Source organism: Phyllobacterium chamaecytisi, assembly GCF_020164455.1.
Lineage (GTDB): Bacteria > Pseudomonadota > Alphaproteobacteria > Rhizobiales > Rhizobiaceae > Phyllobacterium > Phyllobacterium chamaecytisi.
Genome location: NZ_JAIQWW010000004.1, coordinates 37,570 through 56,416, shown reverse-complemented (window position 1 = coordinate 56,416; position 18,847 = coordinate 37,570). Strand labels below are relative to the sequence as shown.

Below are 18,847 nucleotides of genomic sequence, written 5' to 3'. Positions count from 1 at the left end.
GTTGGCTGTTACTTAGCCGGAACAACCGGCGGGCCGCTGGATTGGCGAAGGATCAGTTCAACCGGCCAAACTTCGTGGATGGTTTCCGGTGGCTCGCCATCAAGCAAGCGAACAAGCATTTCTGCAATCCGAGTACCTGCCGCTCTTATCGAAGAACGTGTCGTCGTCATCGCCGGAACCATGTTGCTGGCATTGAGGTAGGGAAAGACGTCATCATGGGCGATGATCGAAACTTCCTTGCCAAGCTGGTAGCCCTTGGCGCGGATCGCCCGGGAAACGCCCAATGCTGTCATCATCGATCCTGCGAGAATGGCGGTTGGATGAGGCTTCAAGGACAGGAAACGTTGTGTTTCGCGGAAACCGATCTCGTCGGAAAAACAATCATGCACGATAAAATTGGGGTCAATCGAAATGCCGCGTTCGTTAAGCGCATTACGATAGCCTTCCTCACGGTGCTCCGAGAAGGTGAAACCTTTGAGGCCGTCGATCATGGCAATGTGCTTGTGGCCAAGATCGAGCAGATGCGACGTTGCTTGATAGAAGGCACCCTTGTTGTCGATATCCAGCCAGGCGTGCGGTGTATCTATGTTAGTCCGCCCGTGAAGCACAAACGGAAATTGCGCTTCGGCAAGCATGGCAACGCGTTCATCGACAAGGGAAGGGTGCGAGACAATCATCGCATCGACGCGCTTGCTGGAAATCAGACGCTTATAGGCGGAAATCTCGTCATTGTTGATCAGGGGGGTGATCAGAAAATCGATTTCGTCACGCGAGAGACGCTCGGCAAGGCCGGACAAGAACTCGCTGGTATGCGGGCCGAAACGCTCGCTGCTGTGAATAGGCACGACAATTCCAATCGCGCCGACACGCCCCATCGCCAAACGGCGCGCATTGGCGTTGGCGCTATAGCCAAACTTGAGGGCGGCCTTGTTGACCCGCTCCCTGGTTGCCTCGTTGACCTCCGGATAGCCATTGAGTGCGCGGCTGACCGTCGTTTGCGAGAGCCCAAGTTGTTCGGCCAGTTCCTTGAGTTTCATATCAGACGATCCAAGAGTGAAAAATTCCAGTTAATCAGAGGGCATCTAGCGCCTTACCATAGCGCAATTTCGAAGCGCTTTGGAAGTAATTTCAACTCAAGATGGAAGCGGGTAGAAATCAGATCGCCGTTATCCGCTGGATTCTAACAGACATCGGATATTCCAACTTGACAGCAGGACTGGCCTTTGTCACCTTTTACCCAAAGCGCTTTGGATTGGTATTTTACGTTAATGCTTCAAAGTGTTTGAGGAGGAGTTTTCATAAGTTGGAACAGCGCACCACCAGTACGCGTTGTTCCGTCGTGGATTTACGGGAGGAAATCATGAGAGCGAAATCAATCCTTGCAGGCCTTTTGGCTACAACGTTGATCTGTTCGGGCGCGTTCGCCGCCGACCTTTCAATCGTCTCCGGCGATACGGGTAACGGGCGCGAGTTCCTGCGCAAGCAGCTCGATCGTTTCGAAAAGGAAACGGGCAACAAAGTCAAAATTGTCGCGATGCCTGCAAACAGCTCCGACCAGTTTGGCCAGTACAGGCTCTGGCTTGCTGCGGGAAATACGGACATCGATGTCTACCGTACGGATGTGATCTGGGCGCCGCAATTGGCTGACCAGTTTCTCGATCTGACAGAGGCCATGAAGGATGTCGTCGATCAACACTTTCCATCGATGATCCAAAGCCAGACGGTTGATGGCAAACTCGTTGCCATGCCGATGTACACGGACGCGCCGGCCTTCTACTACCGCAAGGATCTTCTGGAGAAATACAAGAAGCCGGTTCCCAAAACCTGGGACGAGATGGCTGCGACCGCCAAGGAAATCCAGGAGGGCGAACGCGGCGCCGGCAACAAGGCGATGTATGGTTTTGTTTTCCAGGGTAACGCCTACGAGGGCCTGACTTGCAACGCGCTTGAATGGATCAAGTCTTCTGGCGGCGGCCAGATTATCGAGCCTGACGGTACGATCTCAATCAACAATCCAGAAGCAGTCGCTGCAGTCGACCGGGCAAAGGGCTGGATCGATACGATTACACCGAAGGGCGTCCTTGCCTATACGGAAGAGGAGAGCCGCGGTGTCTGGCAGACGGGGAACGCCGTCTTCATGCGCAACTGGCCTTATGCCTATGCGCTGGGCAATGGCCCGGACAGCGCGATCAAGGGCAAGTTCGACGTGACGACCCTGCCGAGCTCGAAAGAGGGGCAGAGTTCTGCCGCGACGTTGGGCGGCTGGAATCTTGCGATCTCGAAATATACAAAATCACCCGAGGAAGCGATCAAACTGGTCAAATTCCTGGCTGCACCCGAACAACAGAAGGAACGGGCGATCGAAATCGCCAATTTGCCTACGCTGAAGGCACTCTATGACGACAAGGACATTGCCGCGGCTCAACCGGTAATCACGAACTGGAAGCCAGTATTCGAGACGGCCGTGCCTCGTCCATCCGCACCCACGAAGGTCAAATACAACGAAGTGTCGTCGATGTTCTGGAGCGCGATCCACGACACGTTGTCCGGCAACGGAACTGCTGCAGATAATCTTGAGCTTCTGGAAGCCAAGCTGACGGAACTTCAGGGTGGTAGCTGGTAATCCCTGCCAGTCGACGGCGCGGTGCGATTGGACTTATCATAGACCATTCGTACCGATTGCCTGATCAAACCTGAATGTAACCTTCGCGGGCAGGAATTTGATGACAGCGTCTCCCACTGTACGTTCGGAACTCTTGCGTCAGCGGTCGCGCTCCGCACGACTGTTTCTTCTTCCCATGATTTTGGCTTTGGCGGTTGTTGCGGGCTGGCCGCTGCTCCGTACGATCTATTTTTCCTTTACTGATGCCTCGCTGACCAACATCGATGCGGCCAAGTGGGTAGGCTTCAAGAATTATCTTTCGTGGATACAGCTCAAAAGCGGGCGGACGATTTATTCCGGTCTGCTGGTCGATCCGGCATGGTGGAATGCTGTCTGGAACACGGTTCGCTTCAGCGTTATCTCGGTGGCGCTCGAGGCCGTTTTTGGAATGATCATAGCTCTCGTCCTTAATGCCGAATTCAAGGGCAGGGGCATCGTTCGAGCGGCAATCCTTATCCCTTGGGCGATCCCGACCATCGTATCGGCCCGCATGTGGGGATGGATGATGAATGATCAGTTTGGCATCCTCAACGATCTCTTCATGCGCGTCGGCCTGATCGACCATCCGATTGCCTGGACCGCAAGTTCCGATACCGCGATGATCGCTGTGCTGATCGTCGATGTGTGGAAGACCACGCCATTCATGGCGCTATTGATCCTCGCAGGTCTACAGATGATCCCGGGTGACATTTATGAAGCGGCGCGCATCGATGGCGTTCATCCCGTCAAGCAGTTCTTTCGGATCACGTTGCCGCTAGTGAAACCAGCGCTGATGGTGGCGATCATATTCCGGCTGCTCGATGCAATGCGCATCTTCGATTTGATCTACGTGCTGACGCCAAACAGTGCCCAGACCAAGACCATGTCGGTTCTGGCGCGCGAGAATCTGATCGACTTCGATAAGTTCGCCTATGGCTCGGCACAGTCGACGCTGTTGTTTCTGGTTATAGCGCTCATGACCATGCTGGCGATCTGGATCGGCCGTGTAAAGCTGGACGGAGGAGAGCGCTGATGCCCATGTCCATCATCAAAAACACAGCGTTCTATGCACTTGTCGCTGTGATCGTTGTTTGCGCGGTTTTCCCGTTTTACTACGCGATCATCACAAGTTTTAGAACCGGTAGTGCGATCTTCACAATCGAATATTGGCCGACTTCATTCTCCGTAGCGAATTATGTGAACGTTATCGCTTCGGGAAGTTTTGCCCGCAACCTGTTGAATTCCATCATTGTATCGGCATGCGTCGTGACCCTCTCTTTGCTGATGGCGGTTACGGCCGCCTTTGCTTTGTCCAGGGTTCGATTTCGCGGGCGCTCGTTGTTGCTTCTGACGATCCTGTCAGTTTCGATGTTCCCGCAGATAGCCGTCCTCGCCGGGCTGTTCGAAGTCATCCGGCTTCTCGGCCTCTATAACACGCTCGGCGGGTTGGTCTTTTCCTACATGATCTTCACCTTGCCATTTACGGTATGGGTACTCACGACGTTCATGCGTGATCTGCCGGTCGAGATCGAAGAGGCTGCCATCGTCGATGGCGCCACGCCCTGGGTGATCATAACAAGGGTGTTCCTGCCCCTCATGTGGCCTGCGCTGGTAACGACCGGATTGCTTGCCTTCATCGCGGCCTGGAACGAGTTCCTTTTCGCGTTGACTTTCACGTCCTCGACGGAAACGCGCACGGTTCCGGTCACCATCGCCCTCTTTACCGGCTCAAGCGCGCACGAGGTACCGTGGGGGATCGTCATGGCAGCCTCGGTGATCGTCACGGTACCTTTGGTCGTCCTCGTCCTCATCTTTCAACGCAAGATTATTTCCGGCCTCACGGCTGGCGGTGTCAAAGGCTAAGGAGCTTCAAATGACCACTATTCGTATGCAAGATCTCCGAAAATCCTTCGGCACGTTCGACGTTATCAAAGGTGTGGACCTTGAAATCGAGCCCGGCGAGTTCATGGTTTTCGTTGGCCCGTCGGGTTGTGGAAAATCGACGCTGCTGCGGCTTGTCGCCGGGCTTGAGGACATCACGTCAGGGACGCTCGCTTTCGATGAGAAGATCGTCAACAGTCTGACGCCATCCCAGCGCGGTATCGCCATGGTGTTTCAATCCTATGCGCTGTATCCGCATATGACCGTTTATGACAACATGGCGTTTGGCCTGAAGCTGGCAAAGGGCAGCGCGGACGACGTCAAGCGGCGAGTGCATAAGGCCGCGGAAATGCTGCAGATTACGGATTATCTTGACCGGCTTCCCAAGCAGCTTTCCGGCGGCCAGCGGCAGAGGGTTGCCATCGGCCGGGCAATTGTTCGCGATCCGAAGGTCTTTCTCTTCGATGAGCCGCTGTCCAATCTCGATGCCGCGCTACGTGTCGCCACCCGTCTTGAAATAGCCAAGCTCCACGCCAAGATGCATGAGACGACGATGATCTATGTAACCCACGATCAGGTGGAGGCGATGACGCTGGCAGACCGGATTTGTGTTCTGCGGGATGGCAATGTCGAGCAAGTTGGCACGCCATTGGAGCTTTATGAAAAGCCGCAATCGATCTTTGTTGCCGGTTTCATAGGCTCACCCAAGATGAATTTCCTCACTGAGCAATTCGCGGATGCCTACAAGACCGACATATTGGGAGTGCGGCCGGAGCATCTGGAAATCAAGGACAAGGACGGTCTCTGGAAAGGCAAGCTTCTTTTGGCGGAAAATCTAGGATCCGAGAGCTTCCTCTATATCGATATCGGCGCCAAGGAACCCTTGGTGGTACGGCAGGACGGCTCGGCACACCAGCAGCCGGGGGAACTGCTTTGCGTTGCGCCCGTTAACAACAACATCCACCGTTTCGACCAATCGGGCCGCCCGGCGGCAAATTGATAAAACCTCCATACCAAAGATAAGGAAAGACCAATGGCAATTCGCACGCTTATCTGGGGCGAGAACGTCCATGAACAGATCAATAAAACAGTTGCCGAAATCTATCCGAAAGGCATGCACAACCAGATCGCCAAGCTTTTGCAGAGCGACACCAACCTCAGCGTCAAAACCACGACCTTGCAGGAGCCGGAGCATGGCCTGACGGACAAGGTACTGGAAGAGACCGATGTCCTTGTCTGGTGGGGGCACCGCGCTCATGGCGACGTTGCCGACGAGGTAGTCGAGCGTGTGGCCCAGCGGGTCTGGGAAGGGATGGGACTGATCGTTCTGCATTCGGGGCATTTTTCGAAGATTTTCAAGAGATTGATGGGTTCACCCTGCGCTTTGAACTGGCGCGAGGCGGGCGAACGGGAACGTCTCTGGGTCGTTAACCCCGGACATCCTATCGCCAGAGGATTGCCGGCATTTTTCGAGCTGGAAAACGAGGAAATGTACGGCGAACCATTCTCTGTGCCGGAACCATTGGAAACAATATTCGTATCGTGGTTCCAGGGCGGCGAAGTCTTTCGCTCGGGGCTTACCTATCGCAAAGGCGCAGGCAATGTTTTCTACTTCCGCCCGGGACATGAAACCTACCCGACGTATCATGACGAAACTGTGGGGCTCGTGCTGCGCAATGCGGTGAACTGGGCGTATAATCCGCTGCGTTTTCCGGATATTACACAGGCGCCGAATGTGCCGATTGAGAAAGCTTTGGAACCGATCACGGCACGCGGCGGCAGTTTGCACGAGTCTGGTGAGGAAGGCTTTCGTTAATGCGTCTATTAATCCTGGGGACTGGCCACATGGCGAGCGCCCACGCCAGAAACTTTATCGACATTGAAGGTGTCTCGTTTGCCGGTGCGGTTGACGTCGACAAGGGCAGGGCGGAAGCGTTCCGTGACAAATACTCATTCGAACGAGCGTTCACGTCACTTGAGGATGCGCTTGCCTGGGGGGAATTCGATGCCGTCGCCAATGTAACCCCTGACAGCGCTCATCATTCCACAACGATGAAATGTCTTGCCGCCGGCAAGCATGTCTTTTGCGAAAAGCCTCTGGCAACGAACTATCACGATGCCATGGAAATGGCCGAGACCGCCGAAAACGCCAATCTGGTCGGCATGGTCAACCTCACTTACCGCAATGTAGCACAGCTACAAACTGCTCGCCGATTGGTGACAAGCGGCCAGATCGGCAAGATCAGGCATGTCGAGGCGTCCTACCTCCAAAGCTGGCTTGTATCAAAAGTCTGGGGCGATTGGCGCACGGAAAGCCAATGGCTGTGGCGCTTGTCGAAACAGCATGGGTCCAACGGCACCCTCGGCGATGTGGGCGTCCACATTCTCGATTTTGTCGTCTACGCGACCGATACGGAGATTGACGAGGTTTTCTGCCGTCTGAAAGCCTTTGACAAAGCCGACGGCAACAGGATCGGTGAATATCAACTCGATGCGAATGACAGTTTCACCATGACGGTGAGCTTCACCAATGGAGCGCTTGGCGTAGTGCATTCAAGTCGCTGGGCTACTGGACACGTCAATGAATTGCGTTTGCGTGTCTATGGCGACAAGGGTTCATTTGAAATCCAGCATCGTCATGATGGATCCAAGCTCTTCGTTTGCCTAGGTGACGATATCGAGACGGCGACCTGGAAGGAAATCGATGTCGAGCCGGTACCGACCAATTATCAACGCTTTGTCGAGGCTGTAGGGCAAGGCCGGACGCTCGAACCGTCATTCCGTCACGCGGCCAAATTGCAGAAGGCAATCGACCTTGCTACCGTCACCGAAGTCGACCGCAAGGAACACCGTCTCGAAGGATCAGCGTAGCATCATCACACTGCAAGCCGATCCCGCCTTGATCGCGGGCGCATGCGGTTCACGCACAATCAGGCCGTTGGCGTCCGCCAGGAACTTCAGCATCGACGAATCCTGCATAACGAAGGGCGTCGCGATCAGTTGTCCGCGATCGTCTTTGGTGATGCGCGCGCGAACATAATCCTGACGCTGGTCATTGGTGCCCATGTCGGTGCCAAGAACCGCCGAACGAAGATCAGGCGTATGGGGCAAGTCGAGCATGGCGTGGATCAGCGGGATCAGAAATATATGCGCGCAAATCAGGCTGGAGACCGGATTGCCGGGCAGGCCTAGGATTTTCATGTCCTGCAGGCGGCCAAACATCAACGGCTTACCTGGGCGCAGCGCAATCTTCCAGAAATCGAGTTCCATGCCCTTGGCAGCGAGTGCCGGTTGAACGAGGTCATGATCTCCGACCGACGCGCCGCCAAGCGTGACCAAAATATCTGCCTTGGCCGCCACGGCCTCATCGAGTGCATCGCTCAAGGCTTCGAGCCGGTCCTCGGCAATACCAAGATCGATTGGCACTCCGCCAGCCTGTCGCACGATTTCGGCCAGTCCATAGCTGTTGGAGGCAATGATCTGATCCGGCCGATAATTCTCACCTGGGGTGACCAATTCGTCGCCGGTAGCGAGAATGGCCACGCGAGGCAGCCGAACCACTTCAAGCGTCGGGTGATTGGCTGCGGCGGCGAGGGCGAGGGCGGCTGAATCAAGAACGCGTCCCGCCTCAAGCAGCAGATCGCCTTCGTCGAAGTCCAGACCGGCTTTGCGGATATTTCTGCCGAATGTGACGGTTTCTGTGATCCCGACCTCGCGGTCTCCCGGAATCGTGTTTTCCTGGATCACGACACTGTCCGCACCCTCGGGAACCGGCGCTCCAGTGAAAATACGAACGGCTTCACCTGATTTCATAGTGCCGGAAAACGCATGCCCTGCTGCCGATTGTCCGATCAGTTTCAACGTGACCGGAACTGTCGCCACGTCGGCGGCCTGAACCGCGTATCCGTCCATGGCGGAGGCTGCAAAGGGGGGCTGCTGCCGTTTGGCATAAACATCAGTAGCGAGAACGCGGCCACCGGCGGCGGCAAGAGGGATAAGCTCTGCTTCGAGTTTCTCTGCGCTGGCGAGAATACGCCTTAACGCCTCGTCAACCGGAAGAAGTCCTGACATATTATCTCTCATGCGCTGCTGACCATGCTCCGGACTTTCCGCCGGTCTTCTGCAGAAGGCGGATATCCTGGATGACCATTGCCTTGTCTGCAGCCTTCGCCATGTCGTAAATCGTCAGGCATGCCACAGAAACAGCGGTCAGCGCTTCCATCTCGACGCCTGTCTTGCCGGTCAATTTGACCGTTGCGACGACGTGCAGACCTGGCAAGGCGTCATCGGCCTCGATATCGATGGATATCTTGCTCAAGAGCAGCGGATGACAAAGCGGGATCAGATCATGGGTCTTTTTCGCCGCCATGATCCCGGCGATCCGCGCCGTTCCAATCACGTCACCCTTGGCGGCATTGCCGGATTTGATAAGCGCCAGCGTTTCCGCGCGCATTTTCACCAAGCCTTCGGCAACCGCCACCCGTTCTGTATCAACCTTGGCGCCAACATCGACCATATGGGCGGCGCCCGTCTCGTCGAGATGCGTAAGCTTGGGTGTTGTCATGCCGCGTCTGTCTGCTTGTCTACGGTGCCCTGCAATAGTGTTCTCGTGGCTGCCGCCACGTCATCCTGGCGCATGAGGCTTTCGCCGACCAGAAATGTGCCGATGTTGGATTTTGCCAGCCTCTGGCAGTCGGCATGCGTGAACACACCGCTCTCGCTGACCAGAAACTTGCTCGACGGTACCATTTTCGCCAAGCGTTCCGATACGGCCAGGTCCACGTTGAACGTGCGCAGGTTACGATTATTGATGCCGAGCAATGGCGAATTCAATTTCAACGCGCGCTCGAGTTCCGCCTCATCGTGCACTTCGACAAGCACATCCATATCGAGGGCAACGGCCGCTTCTTCCAACGCGCGGGCTACGTCGTCGGTAACGCTTGCCATTATGACAAGAATACAATCGGCACCCCAACTGCGCGCTTCATAAACCTGATAGGTATCGAACAGGAAATCCTTGCGCAGGGCAGGTAGCCTAGTCGCCGCACGGGCGGCTTGCAGGAACTCCGGAGCACCCTGAAATGATGGTGCGTCGGTCAGTACGGAGAGGCACGCGGCTCCACCGGCCTCATAGGCTTTCGCCAAGGCTGGCGGATCGAAATCCGGACGGATCAGGCCCTTGGATGGGCTGGCCTTCTTGATCTCGGCGATCAGTGCGAACTGTCCGGCGGCGCGTTTCTTCTGCAGGGCACCGAGAAAACCGCGCGGCGAGTCCTGATCCTTTATCTGTACCTTCAGTTCATCAAGTGTGACGCGTGTCTTGGCAGCAGCGATCTCCTCGCGCTTATAGGCTTCGATCTTGCGAAGGATATCAACCATGGTCAAAGCGCCTCGCTGTTGGAAACATGAACCAGCTTTTTAAGCACATTTCGGGCAGCACCGCTGTCAATCGAATGTGCAGCCATTTCTATGCCAACCTTGAGATCGGCCGCTACGCCGGCAATTACAAGCCCTGCAGCGGCATTGAACAGGGTAATATCGCGGTAAGCGCCGTGCGCTCCATCAAGTACCGAAAGAAGCGACACTGCATTCTCATCGGCCGTACCGCCCTTCAAATCCTGCGGATCCACCAGCCGCAAGCCAAAGGATTCCGGATCGATCTCGAAAGTGCGAACTTTTCCGTTTTCCAGCGCCGCGACCTTGGTCACGCCGGCCGTGGTGATCTCGTCCAGACCATCGCCATGCACAACCCATACGGCTTCGGATCCGAGGTTTTTCAGCACATGCGCTATGGGCTCGACCCATTCAGGCGCGAACACGCCGACAAGTTGACGTTTGACGCCTGCCGGATTGGTTAAAGGGCCAAGCAGATTGAAGATGGTCCGCGTGCCAAGTTCGACACGTGCGGGACCAACATGTTTCATGGCCGGGTGATGCATGGGCGCGAACATGAAGCCGATCCCGGCCTGTTCAATGCAGGTGGCAATCAGTTCTGGGCCAATTTCGATGTTGATGCCAAGAGCAGCAAGTGTATCGGCCGCGCCGGAACGCGATGACAAGGCACGATTGCCGTGCTTGGCGACGGGAACACCGGCACCGGCGGCAACGAATGCGGCGCAGGTAGAGACATTATATGAACCCGATTGATCGCCACCCGTTCCGACAATATCGATGGCATTCGAAGAGGTATTCACCTTCAGCATCTTTGAACGCATGGCGGAAACAGCGCCGCTGATCTCGTCGATATTTTCGCCACGCACCCGCAGCGCCATTAACAGGGCACCGATTTGGGCAGGGGTGGCCTGTCCCGACATCATGATGTCAAAAGCCTCGACGGCTTCCTCCTGCGAGAGCGCTTTGCCTGTAGCCGCTATGCCGATGAAACGCTTTAATTCAGCCATTTTCTGTCTGACCTAACGTGCAAGTGCCTGATTAATGACGGTCTGGTTGATGGACACGGGATATACGGTCTGCAATTGCGCAACGAGCTGGTCGAGCAGATCGTCGGCAATGCGAGAACCGAATGCATCTCGTTCCACGGTCGTCAGCGTTTCCGGTCCGACATTCGCCGGTTCGATCGACTCGACGACCTTGAAGATGAGTTTCGAGCCGTCGGACGCCGATTCTGTTACACCGACAAGCCCTTCCGGGCCATCGAAGACCGATGCGACGCCGCCTTCACCGAGATCGGCATCCTTGCTTTGGCGCGTGATGCCGCGTTTCGTATCCTTGGTGAATTTGAATTCGGCCGCTATGTCGTCGAGCGATGTGCCGCCGGCAACACGCTTGCGCACCTCCTCGGCTTTTTCGTTGAGACGCTTTTCGGCTTCAGCCGCCTTCCATGCAGCAACAACACGCGGCTTCACTTCATCAAGCGGGCGCTCTCGGGCAGGCGTTACACTGTCGACGTCGTACCAAAGATAGCTGTTCGTGCCGAGATTGAACGGTTCATTGTCGAAACCAACGTCCGCTTGGAATACTGCTGCCAACTGGTTCTCATCGAACGGCAGATTGGCAATTTCCTTTTCATCGGCACCATGGCCACTGGAATCGACTGCATCAATCGTTACGACCTTCAGGTTCTGCTTTGCTGCGGCCTCTGCCATGCTCGCACCGTCAGCGCGCGCATTCTCATAGGCATCGTGCACATCCGCAATCGCGGACGCTGCCTGTGTCAAAGCTATGGTCTCACGAATATCCTTCTCAACTTCGGTGAGAGGCTTGGTGACCGCAGGATTGATAGCCGATACGCGAACGAGAACTGGCCCAAATGCACCCTTCAACACGTCGCTGACACCGTTTGCCTGAAGCGCAAAGATCGGATCGGCAATTGATTGATCGGGCAGGCCGGTTTTCGGGAATGTGCCGAGACGAACGTCATCCATCGTCTTGCCTTCCGACTTGACGATATCATCGAAGCTGGTTCCGGCCACGATCTTGTCATGTGCAGCTTTTGCTGCGTCTTCATTTGCAAACGTCAACTGTTCGATGGTGCGCGTTTCCGGCGTCGAATAGCGCGCAATGTTCTTGTCATACTCAGTCTTGATCTCTTCGGGGGTCACCAAAGCCGGATTGGCGATATCCTTCGGCTCAAGCTTGACATAGCTTACCTTGCGGTATTGCGGCGCGCCGTAAACTTCCTTGTTTGCATCGAAATATGTCTTCAAATCCGCATCGCTGGGATCGGCAATATCGCTCACGAAGCTCTTCGGCATGGCGACGTAATCGATCGTGCGTGACTCGCCCTTATAAAGAGCAACCGCTTTAAGAAGGGTGTCAGGCGCCTTGACGCCATCGGCAACGGCTTCGACGATCTGCTGACGGCGTGCGACTTGTGCACGGTTGTCGAGATAGCTTTGCGGGCTCATGCCGGCGTTGCGAAGCACCATATCAAACTGCGCTGGATTGAAGCGGCCATCGGCGCCCTGGAATGCCGGATCTTCAGCGGCGAGCTGTGCCAGGCGATCCTTTGACAGGCCGAGCGACATGGTACGCGCCTGTTCGTCGAGAACCACGCCGGCAACCAACTGCCCCTGCACCTGATGACCAATCCCGATGGCATCGGCCTGCTCGCGCGTGAGGCGCTGACCGAAGCGCTGCGATAGTGCAGCAAGTTGGCGGTCGTAGGCCAAGCGATAATCGACTGGTGACACTTCGGAATGTCCGGCACGAATGGCTGCACTGCCGCTTATTGCGCCGAGGATCGTGCTGGAAACACCCCATCCGGCAAAGCTGACCACGAGAAGGCCCATGAGCACTTTTGCCACCCAGGTTTGTGCAACATTGCGGAGAGAGTCGAGCATTAAAAGTCACCGTATCAGTCAAGAGGCTTAATTGAATCCATAGGGGAATAGCGTCATGGAAGGCTTGTGTCGATTGCTTTATCGAGTGAATTTGCTAGTCAGACTGAGAAATTGCCAAAACAATCGCATAAGGAACGCTCAATGACCCCAGATGTCCGTCCGCTCGTTGCTGGTAACTGGAAAATGAATGGTACCGGAGAGTCGCTCGAGGAACTGCGTATCATCGTCAACAGGCCGAATTCCGCGATTGGCGAGAAGATCGACGCGTTGATCTGTGTGCCGGCGACGCTTGTCTTCCGTGCTGCCCAGTCCGTCGAGGGTGAAGCCTTGAGCATAGGGGGGCAAGACTGCCATACCCAGAAGTCAGGCCCGCATACAGGCGATACCTCCGCGGACATGCTGAAAGACGCCGGCGCATCCCATGTCATTGTTGGACATTCCGAACGCCGGGCGGACCATGGCGAAACTGACGATATGGTCAACGCAAAGGCGAGGGCAGCCTGGGAAGCGGGTCTTGTGGCGATCATCTGCATTGGCGAGACAGGAGCGCAGCGTCAGGCAGGCGCTACGCTCGACGTGGTGGCTACACAACTTTCGGGTTCGGTTCCTGATGGTGCCGACGCCGGCAACAGCATCATAGCCTATGAACCCGTATGGGCCATTGGAACGGGTCTGACACCGACCGCCACGGATGTACAGGAAGTGCATACCTTTATCCGTTCGGCGTTGAGTACGCGTTTCGGTGGTGAAGGTGATAGGATTCGTATCCTCTATGGTGGATCAGTAAAGCCAGGCAACGCCGTGGAGCTTCTGGGGGTCGAAAATGTCGACGGCGCACTTGTTGGTGGCGCAAGCTTGAAAGCAGCGGACTTCCTCGCCATCTGTGAGGCTTATCATTCTCTTTGAGTGACGGAAAAACCGCGAAAAGCACAAGAAAACTGTCACCTGACGGGCTTGGTTTATTGGCCGATACGGTGTAAAGAGCCGCGTCCGACCCCTAGAAAGCAGAAAATACCCCATGCAAACCGTCGTCATCGTCATTCATCTTCTGATTGTACTTGCCCTTGTTGGGGTCGTGCTCATGCAGCGCTCCGAAGGCGGCGGTCTCGGAATTGGTGGTGGCTCCGGCTTCATGACGGCCCGAGGCGCTGCAAACGTGCTGACACGGGCGACGGCGATCCTTGCAACGGGGTTCTTCATAACGTCTTTGGCGCTCGGCATCATGGCCCGCTACGGTGAAAATCCGACTGATATTCTCAACCGTATCCCCACGACCACAGGCACTCAGCCCGCAGGCCAGCAGCCTCCCACAAGCGGTGGCATTCTCAACCAGTTGGGTGGCCCCTCGTCCAATAATGCAACGCCGCCTGCCTCCAATGAGCCAGCCCCAGGTTCGGCAGCGCCGGGTACCACTGCTCCGGCTGCGCCCGAATCGACGCTACCTGCGCCGACAGCTCCGGTTACGCCTGCACAACCGGCAAATCCGGTCCCGAATTCGCAGTAATTCGGACCGCCAAATCGTTTGATTGACGGAAGCGCGTAAAATGTGTTGCGCTTCCGCAACCTTTTGATGCGAACAATGAATCTGTGGTATTCTTCACAGCGATTTGCATTGAGAAGAAACTGGTCTTCGGATATCGCGATATCAGATTGGCCTTGGGGCCTCGCAAACGCTGCTGATGGCGTTTTGCAATCTACGCGGGAACTTTAAACTATGCTGTCACGTCGCTCTCTGCTTATAGGAATGTCGCTCCTGGCCTTGTCGGGGCCGGCATCCGCAGAACCAATTATCAAAAAAATTCTGAATCCATTCGGGCTTGGCGGCAATGACAAGGCCGACACTGATGCCCAAGCGGCGGCGCAGCCGATCGAGGTTGCAGAAGTTCGCAAGCCGGTGCAGCCTGCCAAAGCCAAGAACAAATACGGGATCGATCCGAAATACATGCCGCAGGACGTCGAATTCACGGGCTACAGGCCGGGCACGATCGTGATCGATCCGAAGGCAAAGTTCCTCTACCTCGTCGAAAGCTCGTACACGGCTCGCCGCTACGGTATTGCAGTCGGCAAGGAAGGCCTTGAATTCAAGGGCACAGCCGTGGTCCAGACGAAACGTGAATGGCCACGCTGGATTCCGACCAAAGAGATGATCGAACGGGAACCTGCCCATTACGCCAAATATGAAAACGGCATGGATGGCGGCCCAGGCAATCCGCTCGGTGCGCGCGCACTTTACCTGTCGCAGGGCAACAAGGACACGCATATCCGCATTCATGGAACGATCGTGCCGTCGAGCATTGGAAGTTCCGCATCGAACGGCTGTTTCCGCATGGTCAACGACCATGTGATCGATCTTTATAACCGCGTCAGCATTGGCACGGAAGTTATTGTTCTGTAAGAACTATTGTTGAATTTGTTGGAACGGCCAGACCTCGCGTCTGGCCGTTTCGTTTGGAATGGAAAATGATTGGAACGGGGAAAACGGCTTTCGGGCCGAATTTTTTTGTGGCCAAATCACTTGCAAAGGACTAACGAGATAAGCCCATGGCCCGATATGTTTTCATCACTGGCGGCGTGGTTTCTTCCCTCGGAAAAGGCATCGCTGCTGCCGCTTTGGCGGCACTCCTCCAGGCTCGTGGATACCGTGTACGGATTCGCAAGCTCGACCCTTATCTCAACGTCGACCCCGGCACGATGTCGCCTTATCAGCATGGCGAGGTCTTCGTGACCGATGATGGCGCTGAAACTGACCTCGACCTCGGTCACTACGAGCGCTTCACCGGACGTCCTGCCAACAAGCAGGATAATATCACCACCGGGCGGATCTACCGGAACATCATCGAGAAGGAACGCCGCGGAGACTACCTCGGCGCGACTGTTCAGGTAATTCCGCACGTTACCGACGAGATCAAGAATTTCATTGTCGAAGGCAATGAGGATTATGATTTCGTCTTGTGCGAGATTGGCGGTACGGTCGGCGATATTGAAGCGATGCCGTTCCTTGAGGCTATTCGCCAGCTTGGCAATGATTTGCCGCGAGGCACCGCTGTTTATATTCACCTGACCTTGATGCCGTATATTCCGGCAGCAGGCGAACTCAAAACCAAGCCGACGCAGCACTCCGTCAAGGAACTGCGGTCGATTGGCATCGCACCGGATATCCTTTTGATTCGTGCCGATCGCGAGATTCCGGAATCCGAACGTCGCAAACTGTCGTTGTTCTGCAATGTGCGCGCATCGGCGGTCATCCAGGCGCTCGATGTCGATACGATCTACGACGTGCCGATGGCTTACCACAAGGAAGGCCTTGATTCTGAGGTCCTTGCCGCGTTCGGCATCGATCCAGCCCCAAAGCCGCGCATGGAGCGTTGGGACGAGGTCAGCCAGCGTATTCATAATCCGGAAGGTGAGGTGACAATTGCCATTGTCGGCAAATATACCGGCCTCAAGGATGCTTATAAGTCGCTAATCGAAGCGCTGCACCATGGCGGCATGGCCAATAAGGTAAAGGTCAACCTCGACTGGATTGAATCGGAAATTTTCGAGCAGGAAGACCCGGCTCCTTATCTGCAAAAGGTACACGGCATTCTGGTGCCCGGCGGCTTCGGCGAACGTGGTTCAGAAGGCAAGATTCTGGCGGCGAAATTTGCACGGGAGAAAAAGGTGCCGTATTTCGGTATTTGCTTCGGCATGCAGATGGCGGTGATCGAAGCGGCCCGATCTCTGGCAGGGGTCGAGAAAGCATCTTCAAGTGAGTTCGGTCCGACCAGCGAACCTGTTGTCGGCCTGATGACAGAGTGGCTCAAAGGCAACATGCTGGAGAAGCGTGCACAGACCGGTGATCTCGGCGGAACGATGCGGCTTGGTGCCTACGAAGCTTTGCTTAAATCCGGTACGCGCATCGCTGATATTTACGGGTCAACCGATATTTCGGAACGCCACCGTCATCGCTACGAAGTGAATATCGATTATAAGGATCGCCTGGAAGAGTGCGGCCTCGTGTTCTCTGGCATGTCGCCGGATGGCGTATTGCCCGAAACGATCGAATATCCCGACCATCCCTGGTTTATCGGCGTTCAATACCACCCGGAATTGAAGTCTCGCCCGTTCGAACCGCATCCACTGTTTGCGTCGTTCATCAATGCGGCAATGGCACAGAACCGGCTAGTGTGACAAAAATCGTTGGGGGCGATTTGACATGACCATTTCATCTCCCCGCACCCCGCGTCCTGTCGATCATCTGGTTCTGCCGACCGCTGATCTTGACGTCGCGCGCGCGCGTCTAGAACAGCTGGGCTTCATCGTAGCGCCTGTCGGGAAGCATCCATTTGGTACCGAAAATGTCTGCGTTTTCTTCGGCGATGACTGCTTTCTCGAATTTCTGGCAGTCGGCCAGCGTGAGACGTGCGAGGAAGAGGCGCGGAACGGCAATGTGTTTGTCGCCCGTGATCAGGCTTGGCGGTTCCGCAATGGCAATGAAGGCTTCTCTGCTCTTGTCATGGGCACGCACGACGCACTCGGCGATCACAAGGCTTTCGTCAAAGCGGGCATTTCCGCTGGCGGAATTCTCAATTTTTCCCGCCCGTTCGTAACACCGGACGGGAAAGAGGATATCGCGGGATTCCGCTTGGCTTTTGCGGCTGATTTGCGCGCGCCAGACGCTTTCTTCTTCACTTGCGAGCGGGTGAACACGCCCAAGGTTGATCGCACGCCGCTGCAGACGCACCGGAACGGCGCGGTTGCACTACGCGAAGTCATCCTGTCCGAAGTCAATCCGACGGATTTCCAGTATCCGCTGCAGGAGATCATCAGCCAGCGCGACGTCAACGCGCACTCATTCGGTATGGATCTGCGTGCCGCGAACGCCAATGTGACAGTGTTGACAGCTCAGGGCTTGCAGTCGTTCTTCGGCATCGAGGTTTCGGAAACCGGGCGTGGTTTGTGGCTTCAGGCCTTCGTGCTGGCAGTGCGTGACCTCGCTGCGGTTGAAACTTTGCTGGCCAGCAACAATATTCCGTTCGAAAAGCGCGGCTCCCGCCTGATTGTGCACAAGGCACCAGGGCAGGGCGCTGCCATCGCATTTGAGGCTTCCTGATGTCCCTGAATTCTACGGTTTCCGCCGGCAATGTTGCATTTTCCAACACTGGCCAATTGTCTCTCATTGCGGGGCCTTGCCAGATGGAAAGCCGCCAGCACGCATTCGACATGGCCGGGGCGCTGAAGGAGCTGACAGCAAAACTCGGGATCGGCCTTGTCTACAAGTCGAGCTTCGACAAAGCGAACCGCACCTCGTTGACAGGGAAGCGTGGATTTGGACTGGAGAACTCCCTGCCGGTATTCGCCGATATCCGTAGTGAACTCGGTCTGCCGACGTTGACTGACGTCCATACGGAAGAGCAATGTATTATCCTTGGCCAAGTGGTCGATGTCCTGCAAATACCGGCTTTCCTTTGCCGGCAGACTGATCTTTTGATCGCGGCTGCCAACACCGGCAAGATCGTCAATATAAAGAAAGGCCAGTTCCTCGCGCCTTGGGATATGAAGAATGTCATTGCCAAGGTCACAGAAAGCGGCAATCCCAACGTGATGGTCACTGAGCGGGGCGCTTCGTTTGGCTATAACACGCTTGTCTCCGACATGCGGTCCCTGCCTATCATGGCTGGTTTTGGGGCCCCGGTTATTTTCGATGCAACCCATTCGGTGCAGCAGCCCGGCGGGCAGGGTGGCTCGACAGGCGGTCAACGCGAATTTGTCGAGACGCTGGCGCGCGCGGCAGTTGCTGTCGGTGTAGCGGGCGTATTCATCGAAACGCATCAGGATCCGGACAATGCGCCGTCGGATGGCCCAAATATGGTGCCACTCGACCAGATGCCGCGGCTCCTGGAAAAACTTCTGGAATTCGACCGGATTGCCAAGAGGGCTTGAGCCTACGGCATAAAAGTTCCTTCGCAGAAAATTAAGTTTTGATGCAACCGTGATGCAGCCTTGCTCATTATCCTCATAGGCAAAGCAAAAGAGGAGAAGA

General features: G+C 55.7%; 18 protein-coding genes. 12 read left to right on the top strand and 6 right to left on the bottom strand.

The window, feature by feature from the left end:
* Positions 1-8: 8 nt before the first annotated feature.
* On the bottom strand, positions 9-1,037 hold the full coding sequence (locus LB462_RS07635; protein WP_224506702.1) for a substrate-binding domain-containing protein: 1,029 nt from the start codon (positions 1,035-1,037) through the stop codon (positions 9-11).
* Positions 1,038-1,360: 323 nt separating this feature from the next.
* On the opposite strand from LB462_RS07635, the gene LB462_RS07630 reads away from it, so the two are divergent.
* The 6 genes from LB462_RS07630 (at position 1,361) to LB462_RS07605 (ending at position 7,393) form a co-directional block, all read left to right on the top strand.
* Positions 1,361-2,623 carry an ABC transporter substrate-binding protein gene (locus LB462_RS07630; protein WP_224506701.1) on the top strand — a complete coding sequence of 421 codons (1,263 nt, stop codon included), beginning with the start codon at positions 1,361-1,363 and terminating at the stop codon, positions 2,621-2,623.
* A gap of 100 nt (positions 2,624-2,723) precedes the next feature.
* Positions 2,724-3,674, top strand: a complete 951-nt coding sequence (locus LB462_RS07625; protein ID WP_224506700.1) for a carbohydrate ABC transporter permease — start codon at positions 2,724-2,726, stop codon at positions 3,672-3,674.
* Positions 3,674-4,504 (top strand): carbohydrate ABC transporter permease, encoded by an 831-nt coding sequence (locus tag LB462_RS07620; RefSeq protein ID WP_112529263.1) that lies wholly within the window; start codon positions 3,674-3,676, stop codon positions 4,502-4,504. Before LB462_RS07625 ends, LB462_RS07620 begins: the two co-directional genes overlap by 1 nt.
* Positions 4,505-4,514: 10 nt before the next feature.
* Positions 4,515-5,522, top strand: a complete 1,008-nt coding sequence (locus LB462_RS07615) for an ABC transporter ATP-binding protein (protein WP_224506699.1) — start codon at positions 4,515-4,517, stop codon at positions 5,520-5,522.
* A gap of 33 nt (positions 5,523-5,555) precedes the next feature.
* Complete coding sequence (locus tag LB462_RS07610; protein WP_224506698.1) at positions 5,556-6,338, top strand: ThuA domain-containing protein; 783 nt, start codon at positions 5,556-5,558, stop codon at positions 6,336-6,338.
* Positions 6,338-7,393: a Gfo/Idh/MocA family protein gene (locus LB462_RS07605; RefSeq protein ID WP_224506697.1), complete on the top strand. Its 1,056-nt coding sequence runs from the start codon at positions 6,338-6,340 to the stop codon at positions 7,391-7,393. Before LB462_RS07610 ends, LB462_RS07605 begins: the two co-directional genes overlap by 1 nt.
* Here the strand turns inward: LB462_RS07605 and LB462_RS07600 are convergent.
* From LB462_RS07600 to LB462_RS07580, 5 genes are read right to left on the bottom strand one after another with little or no spacing between them, the layout of a single operon-like run.
* Positions 7,385-8,593: a molybdopterin molybdotransferase MoeA gene (locus LB462_RS07600; RefSeq protein ID WP_224506696.1), complete on the bottom strand. Its 1,209-nt coding sequence runs from the start codon at positions 8,591-8,593 to the stop codon at positions 7,385-7,387. The genes LB462_RS07605 and LB462_RS07600 overlap by 9 nt on opposite strands.
* Position 8,594: 1 nt before the next feature.
* Complete coding sequence (moaC, locus tag LB462_RS07595; protein WP_224506695.1) at positions 8,595-9,086, bottom strand: cyclic pyranopterin monophosphate synthase MoaC; 492 nt, start codon at positions 9,084-9,086, stop codon at positions 8,595-8,597.
* Positions 9,083-9,901, bottom strand: a complete 819-nt coding sequence (trpC, locus tag LB462_RS07590) for an indole-3-glycerol phosphate synthase TrpC (protein ID WP_224506694.1) — start codon at positions 9,899-9,901, stop codon at positions 9,083-9,085. The genes moaC and trpC overlap by 4 nt, the downstream gene beginning before the upstream one ends.
* 2 nt (positions 9,902-9,903) lie before the next feature.
* Positions 9,904-10,923 carry an anthranilate phosphoribosyltransferase gene (gene trpD / locus LB462_RS07585; RefSeq protein WP_224506693.1) on the bottom strand — a complete coding sequence of 340 codons (1,020 nt, stop codon included), beginning with the start codon at positions 10,921-10,923 and terminating at the stop codon, positions 9,904-9,906.
* Positions 10,924-10,935: 12 nt separating this feature from the next.
* The gene (locus LB462_RS07580; RefSeq protein WP_224506692.1) at positions 10,936-12,825 is read right to left on the bottom strand and encodes a SurA N-terminal domain-containing protein; all 1,890 of its coding nucleotides are present in this window, start codon (positions 12,823-12,825) and stop codon (positions 10,936-10,938) included.
* Positions 12,826-12,966: 141 nt separating this feature from the next.
* On the opposite strand from LB462_RS07580, the gene tpiA reads away from it, so the two are divergent.
* The 6 genes from tpiA (at position 12,967) to kdsA (ending at position 18,747) form a co-directional block, all read left to right on the top strand.
* Positions 12,967-13,731, top strand: a complete 765-nt coding sequence (tpiA, locus tag LB462_RS07575) for a triose-phosphate isomerase (RefSeq protein ID WP_224506691.1) — start codon at positions 12,967-12,969, stop codon at positions 13,729-13,731.
* 112 nt (positions 13,732-13,843) lie between these two features.
* Positions 13,844-14,329, top strand: coding sequence for a preprotein translocase subunit SecG (gene secG, locus LB462_RS07570; protein ID WP_224506690.1), 486 nt, complete (start codon positions 13,844-13,846; stop codon positions 14,327-14,329).
* 210 nt (positions 14,330-14,539) lie between these two features.
* Positions 14,540-15,220, top strand: a complete 681-nt coding sequence (locus tag LB462_RS07565) for a L,D-transpeptidase (protein ID WP_224506689.1) — start codon at positions 14,540-14,542, stop codon at positions 15,218-15,220.
* 146 nt (positions 15,221-15,366) lie between these two features.
* Positions 15,367-16,995 (top strand): CTP synthase, encoded by a 1,629-nt coding sequence (gene pyrG / locus LB462_RS07560; protein WP_112529239.1) that lies wholly within the window; start codon positions 15,367-15,369, stop codon positions 16,993-16,995.
* Positions 16,996-17,020: 25 nt separating this feature from the next.
* Positions 17,021-17,917 carry a VOC family protein gene (locus LB462_RS07555; protein WP_224506688.1) on the top strand — a complete coding sequence of 299 codons (897 nt, stop codon included), beginning with the start codon at positions 17,021-17,023 and terminating at the stop codon, positions 17,915-17,917.
* Entirely contained in the window at positions 17,914-18,747 is an 834-nt protein-coding gene (kdsA, locus tag LB462_RS07550) for a 3-deoxy-8-phosphooctulonate synthase (RefSeq protein ID WP_224507095.1), read from the top strand. Before LB462_RS07555 ends, kdsA begins: the two co-directional genes overlap by 4 nt.
* Positions 18,748-18,847: the final 100 nt, after the last annotated feature.

Bases quoted from the DNA above. Each gene is read 5' to 3' on its own strand.
- LB462_RS07635 (WP_224506702.1), bottom strand. From the start codon at position 1,037: ATGAAACTCAAGGAACTGGCCGAACAACTTGGGCTCTCGCAAACGACG.
- LB462_RS07630 (WP_224506701.1), top strand. From the start codon at position 1,361: ATGAGAGCGAAATCAATCCTTGCAGGCCTTTTGGCTACAACGTTGATC.
- LB462_RS07625 (WP_224506700.1), top strand. From the start codon at position 2,724: ATGACAGCGTCTCCCACTGTACGTTCGGAACTCTTGCGTCAGCGGTCG.
- LB462_RS07620 (WP_112529263.1), top strand. From the start codon at position 3,674: ATGCCCATGTCCATCATCAAAAACACAGCGTTCTATGCACTTGTCGCT.
- LB462_RS07615 (WP_224506699.1), top strand. From the start codon at position 4,515: ATGACCACTATTCGTATGCAAGATCTCCGAAAATCCTTCGGCACGTTC.
- LB462_RS07610 (WP_224506698.1), top strand. From the start codon at position 5,556: ATGGCAATTCGCACGCTTATCTGGGGCGAGAACGTCCATGAACAGATC.
- LB462_RS07605 (WP_224506697.1), top strand. From the start codon at position 6,338: ATGCGTCTATTAATCCTGGGGACTGGCCACATGGCGAGCGCCCACGCC.
- LB462_RS07600 (WP_224506696.1), bottom strand. From the start codon at position 8,593: ATGTCAGGACTTCTTCCGGTTGACGAGGCGTTAAGGCGTATTCTCGCC.
- moaC (WP_224506695.1), bottom strand. From the start codon at position 9,086: ATGACAACACCCAAGCTTACGCATCTCGACGAGACGGGCGCCGCCCAT.
- trpC (WP_224506694.1), bottom strand. From the start codon at position 9,901: ATGGTTGATATCCTTCGCAAGATCGAAGCCTATAAGCGCGAGGAGATC.
- trpD (WP_224506693.1), bottom strand. From the start codon at position 10,923: ATGGCTGAATTAAAGCGTTTCATCGGCATAGCGGCTACAGGCAAAGCG.
- LB462_RS07580 (WP_224506692.1), bottom strand. From the start codon at position 12,825: ATGCTCGACTCTCTCCGCAATGTTGCACAAACCTGGGTGGCAAAAGTG.
- tpiA (WP_224506691.1), top strand. From the start codon at position 12,967: ATGACCCCAGATGTCCGTCCGCTCGTTGCTGGTAACTGGAAAATGAAT.
- secG (WP_224506690.1), top strand. From the start codon at position 13,844: ATGCAAACCGTCGTCATCGTCATTCATCTTCTGATTGTACTTGCCCTT.
- LB462_RS07565 (WP_224506689.1), top strand. From the start codon at position 14,540: ATGCTGTCACGTCGCTCTCTGCTTATAGGAATGTCGCTCCTGGCCTTG.
- pyrG (WP_112529239.1), top strand. From the start codon at position 15,367: ATGGCCCGATATGTTTTCATCACTGGCGGCGTGGTTTCTTCCCTCGGA.
- LB462_RS07555 (WP_224506688.1), top strand. From the start codon at position 17,021: ATGACCATTTCATCTCCCCGCACCCCGCGTCCTGTCGATCATCTGGTT.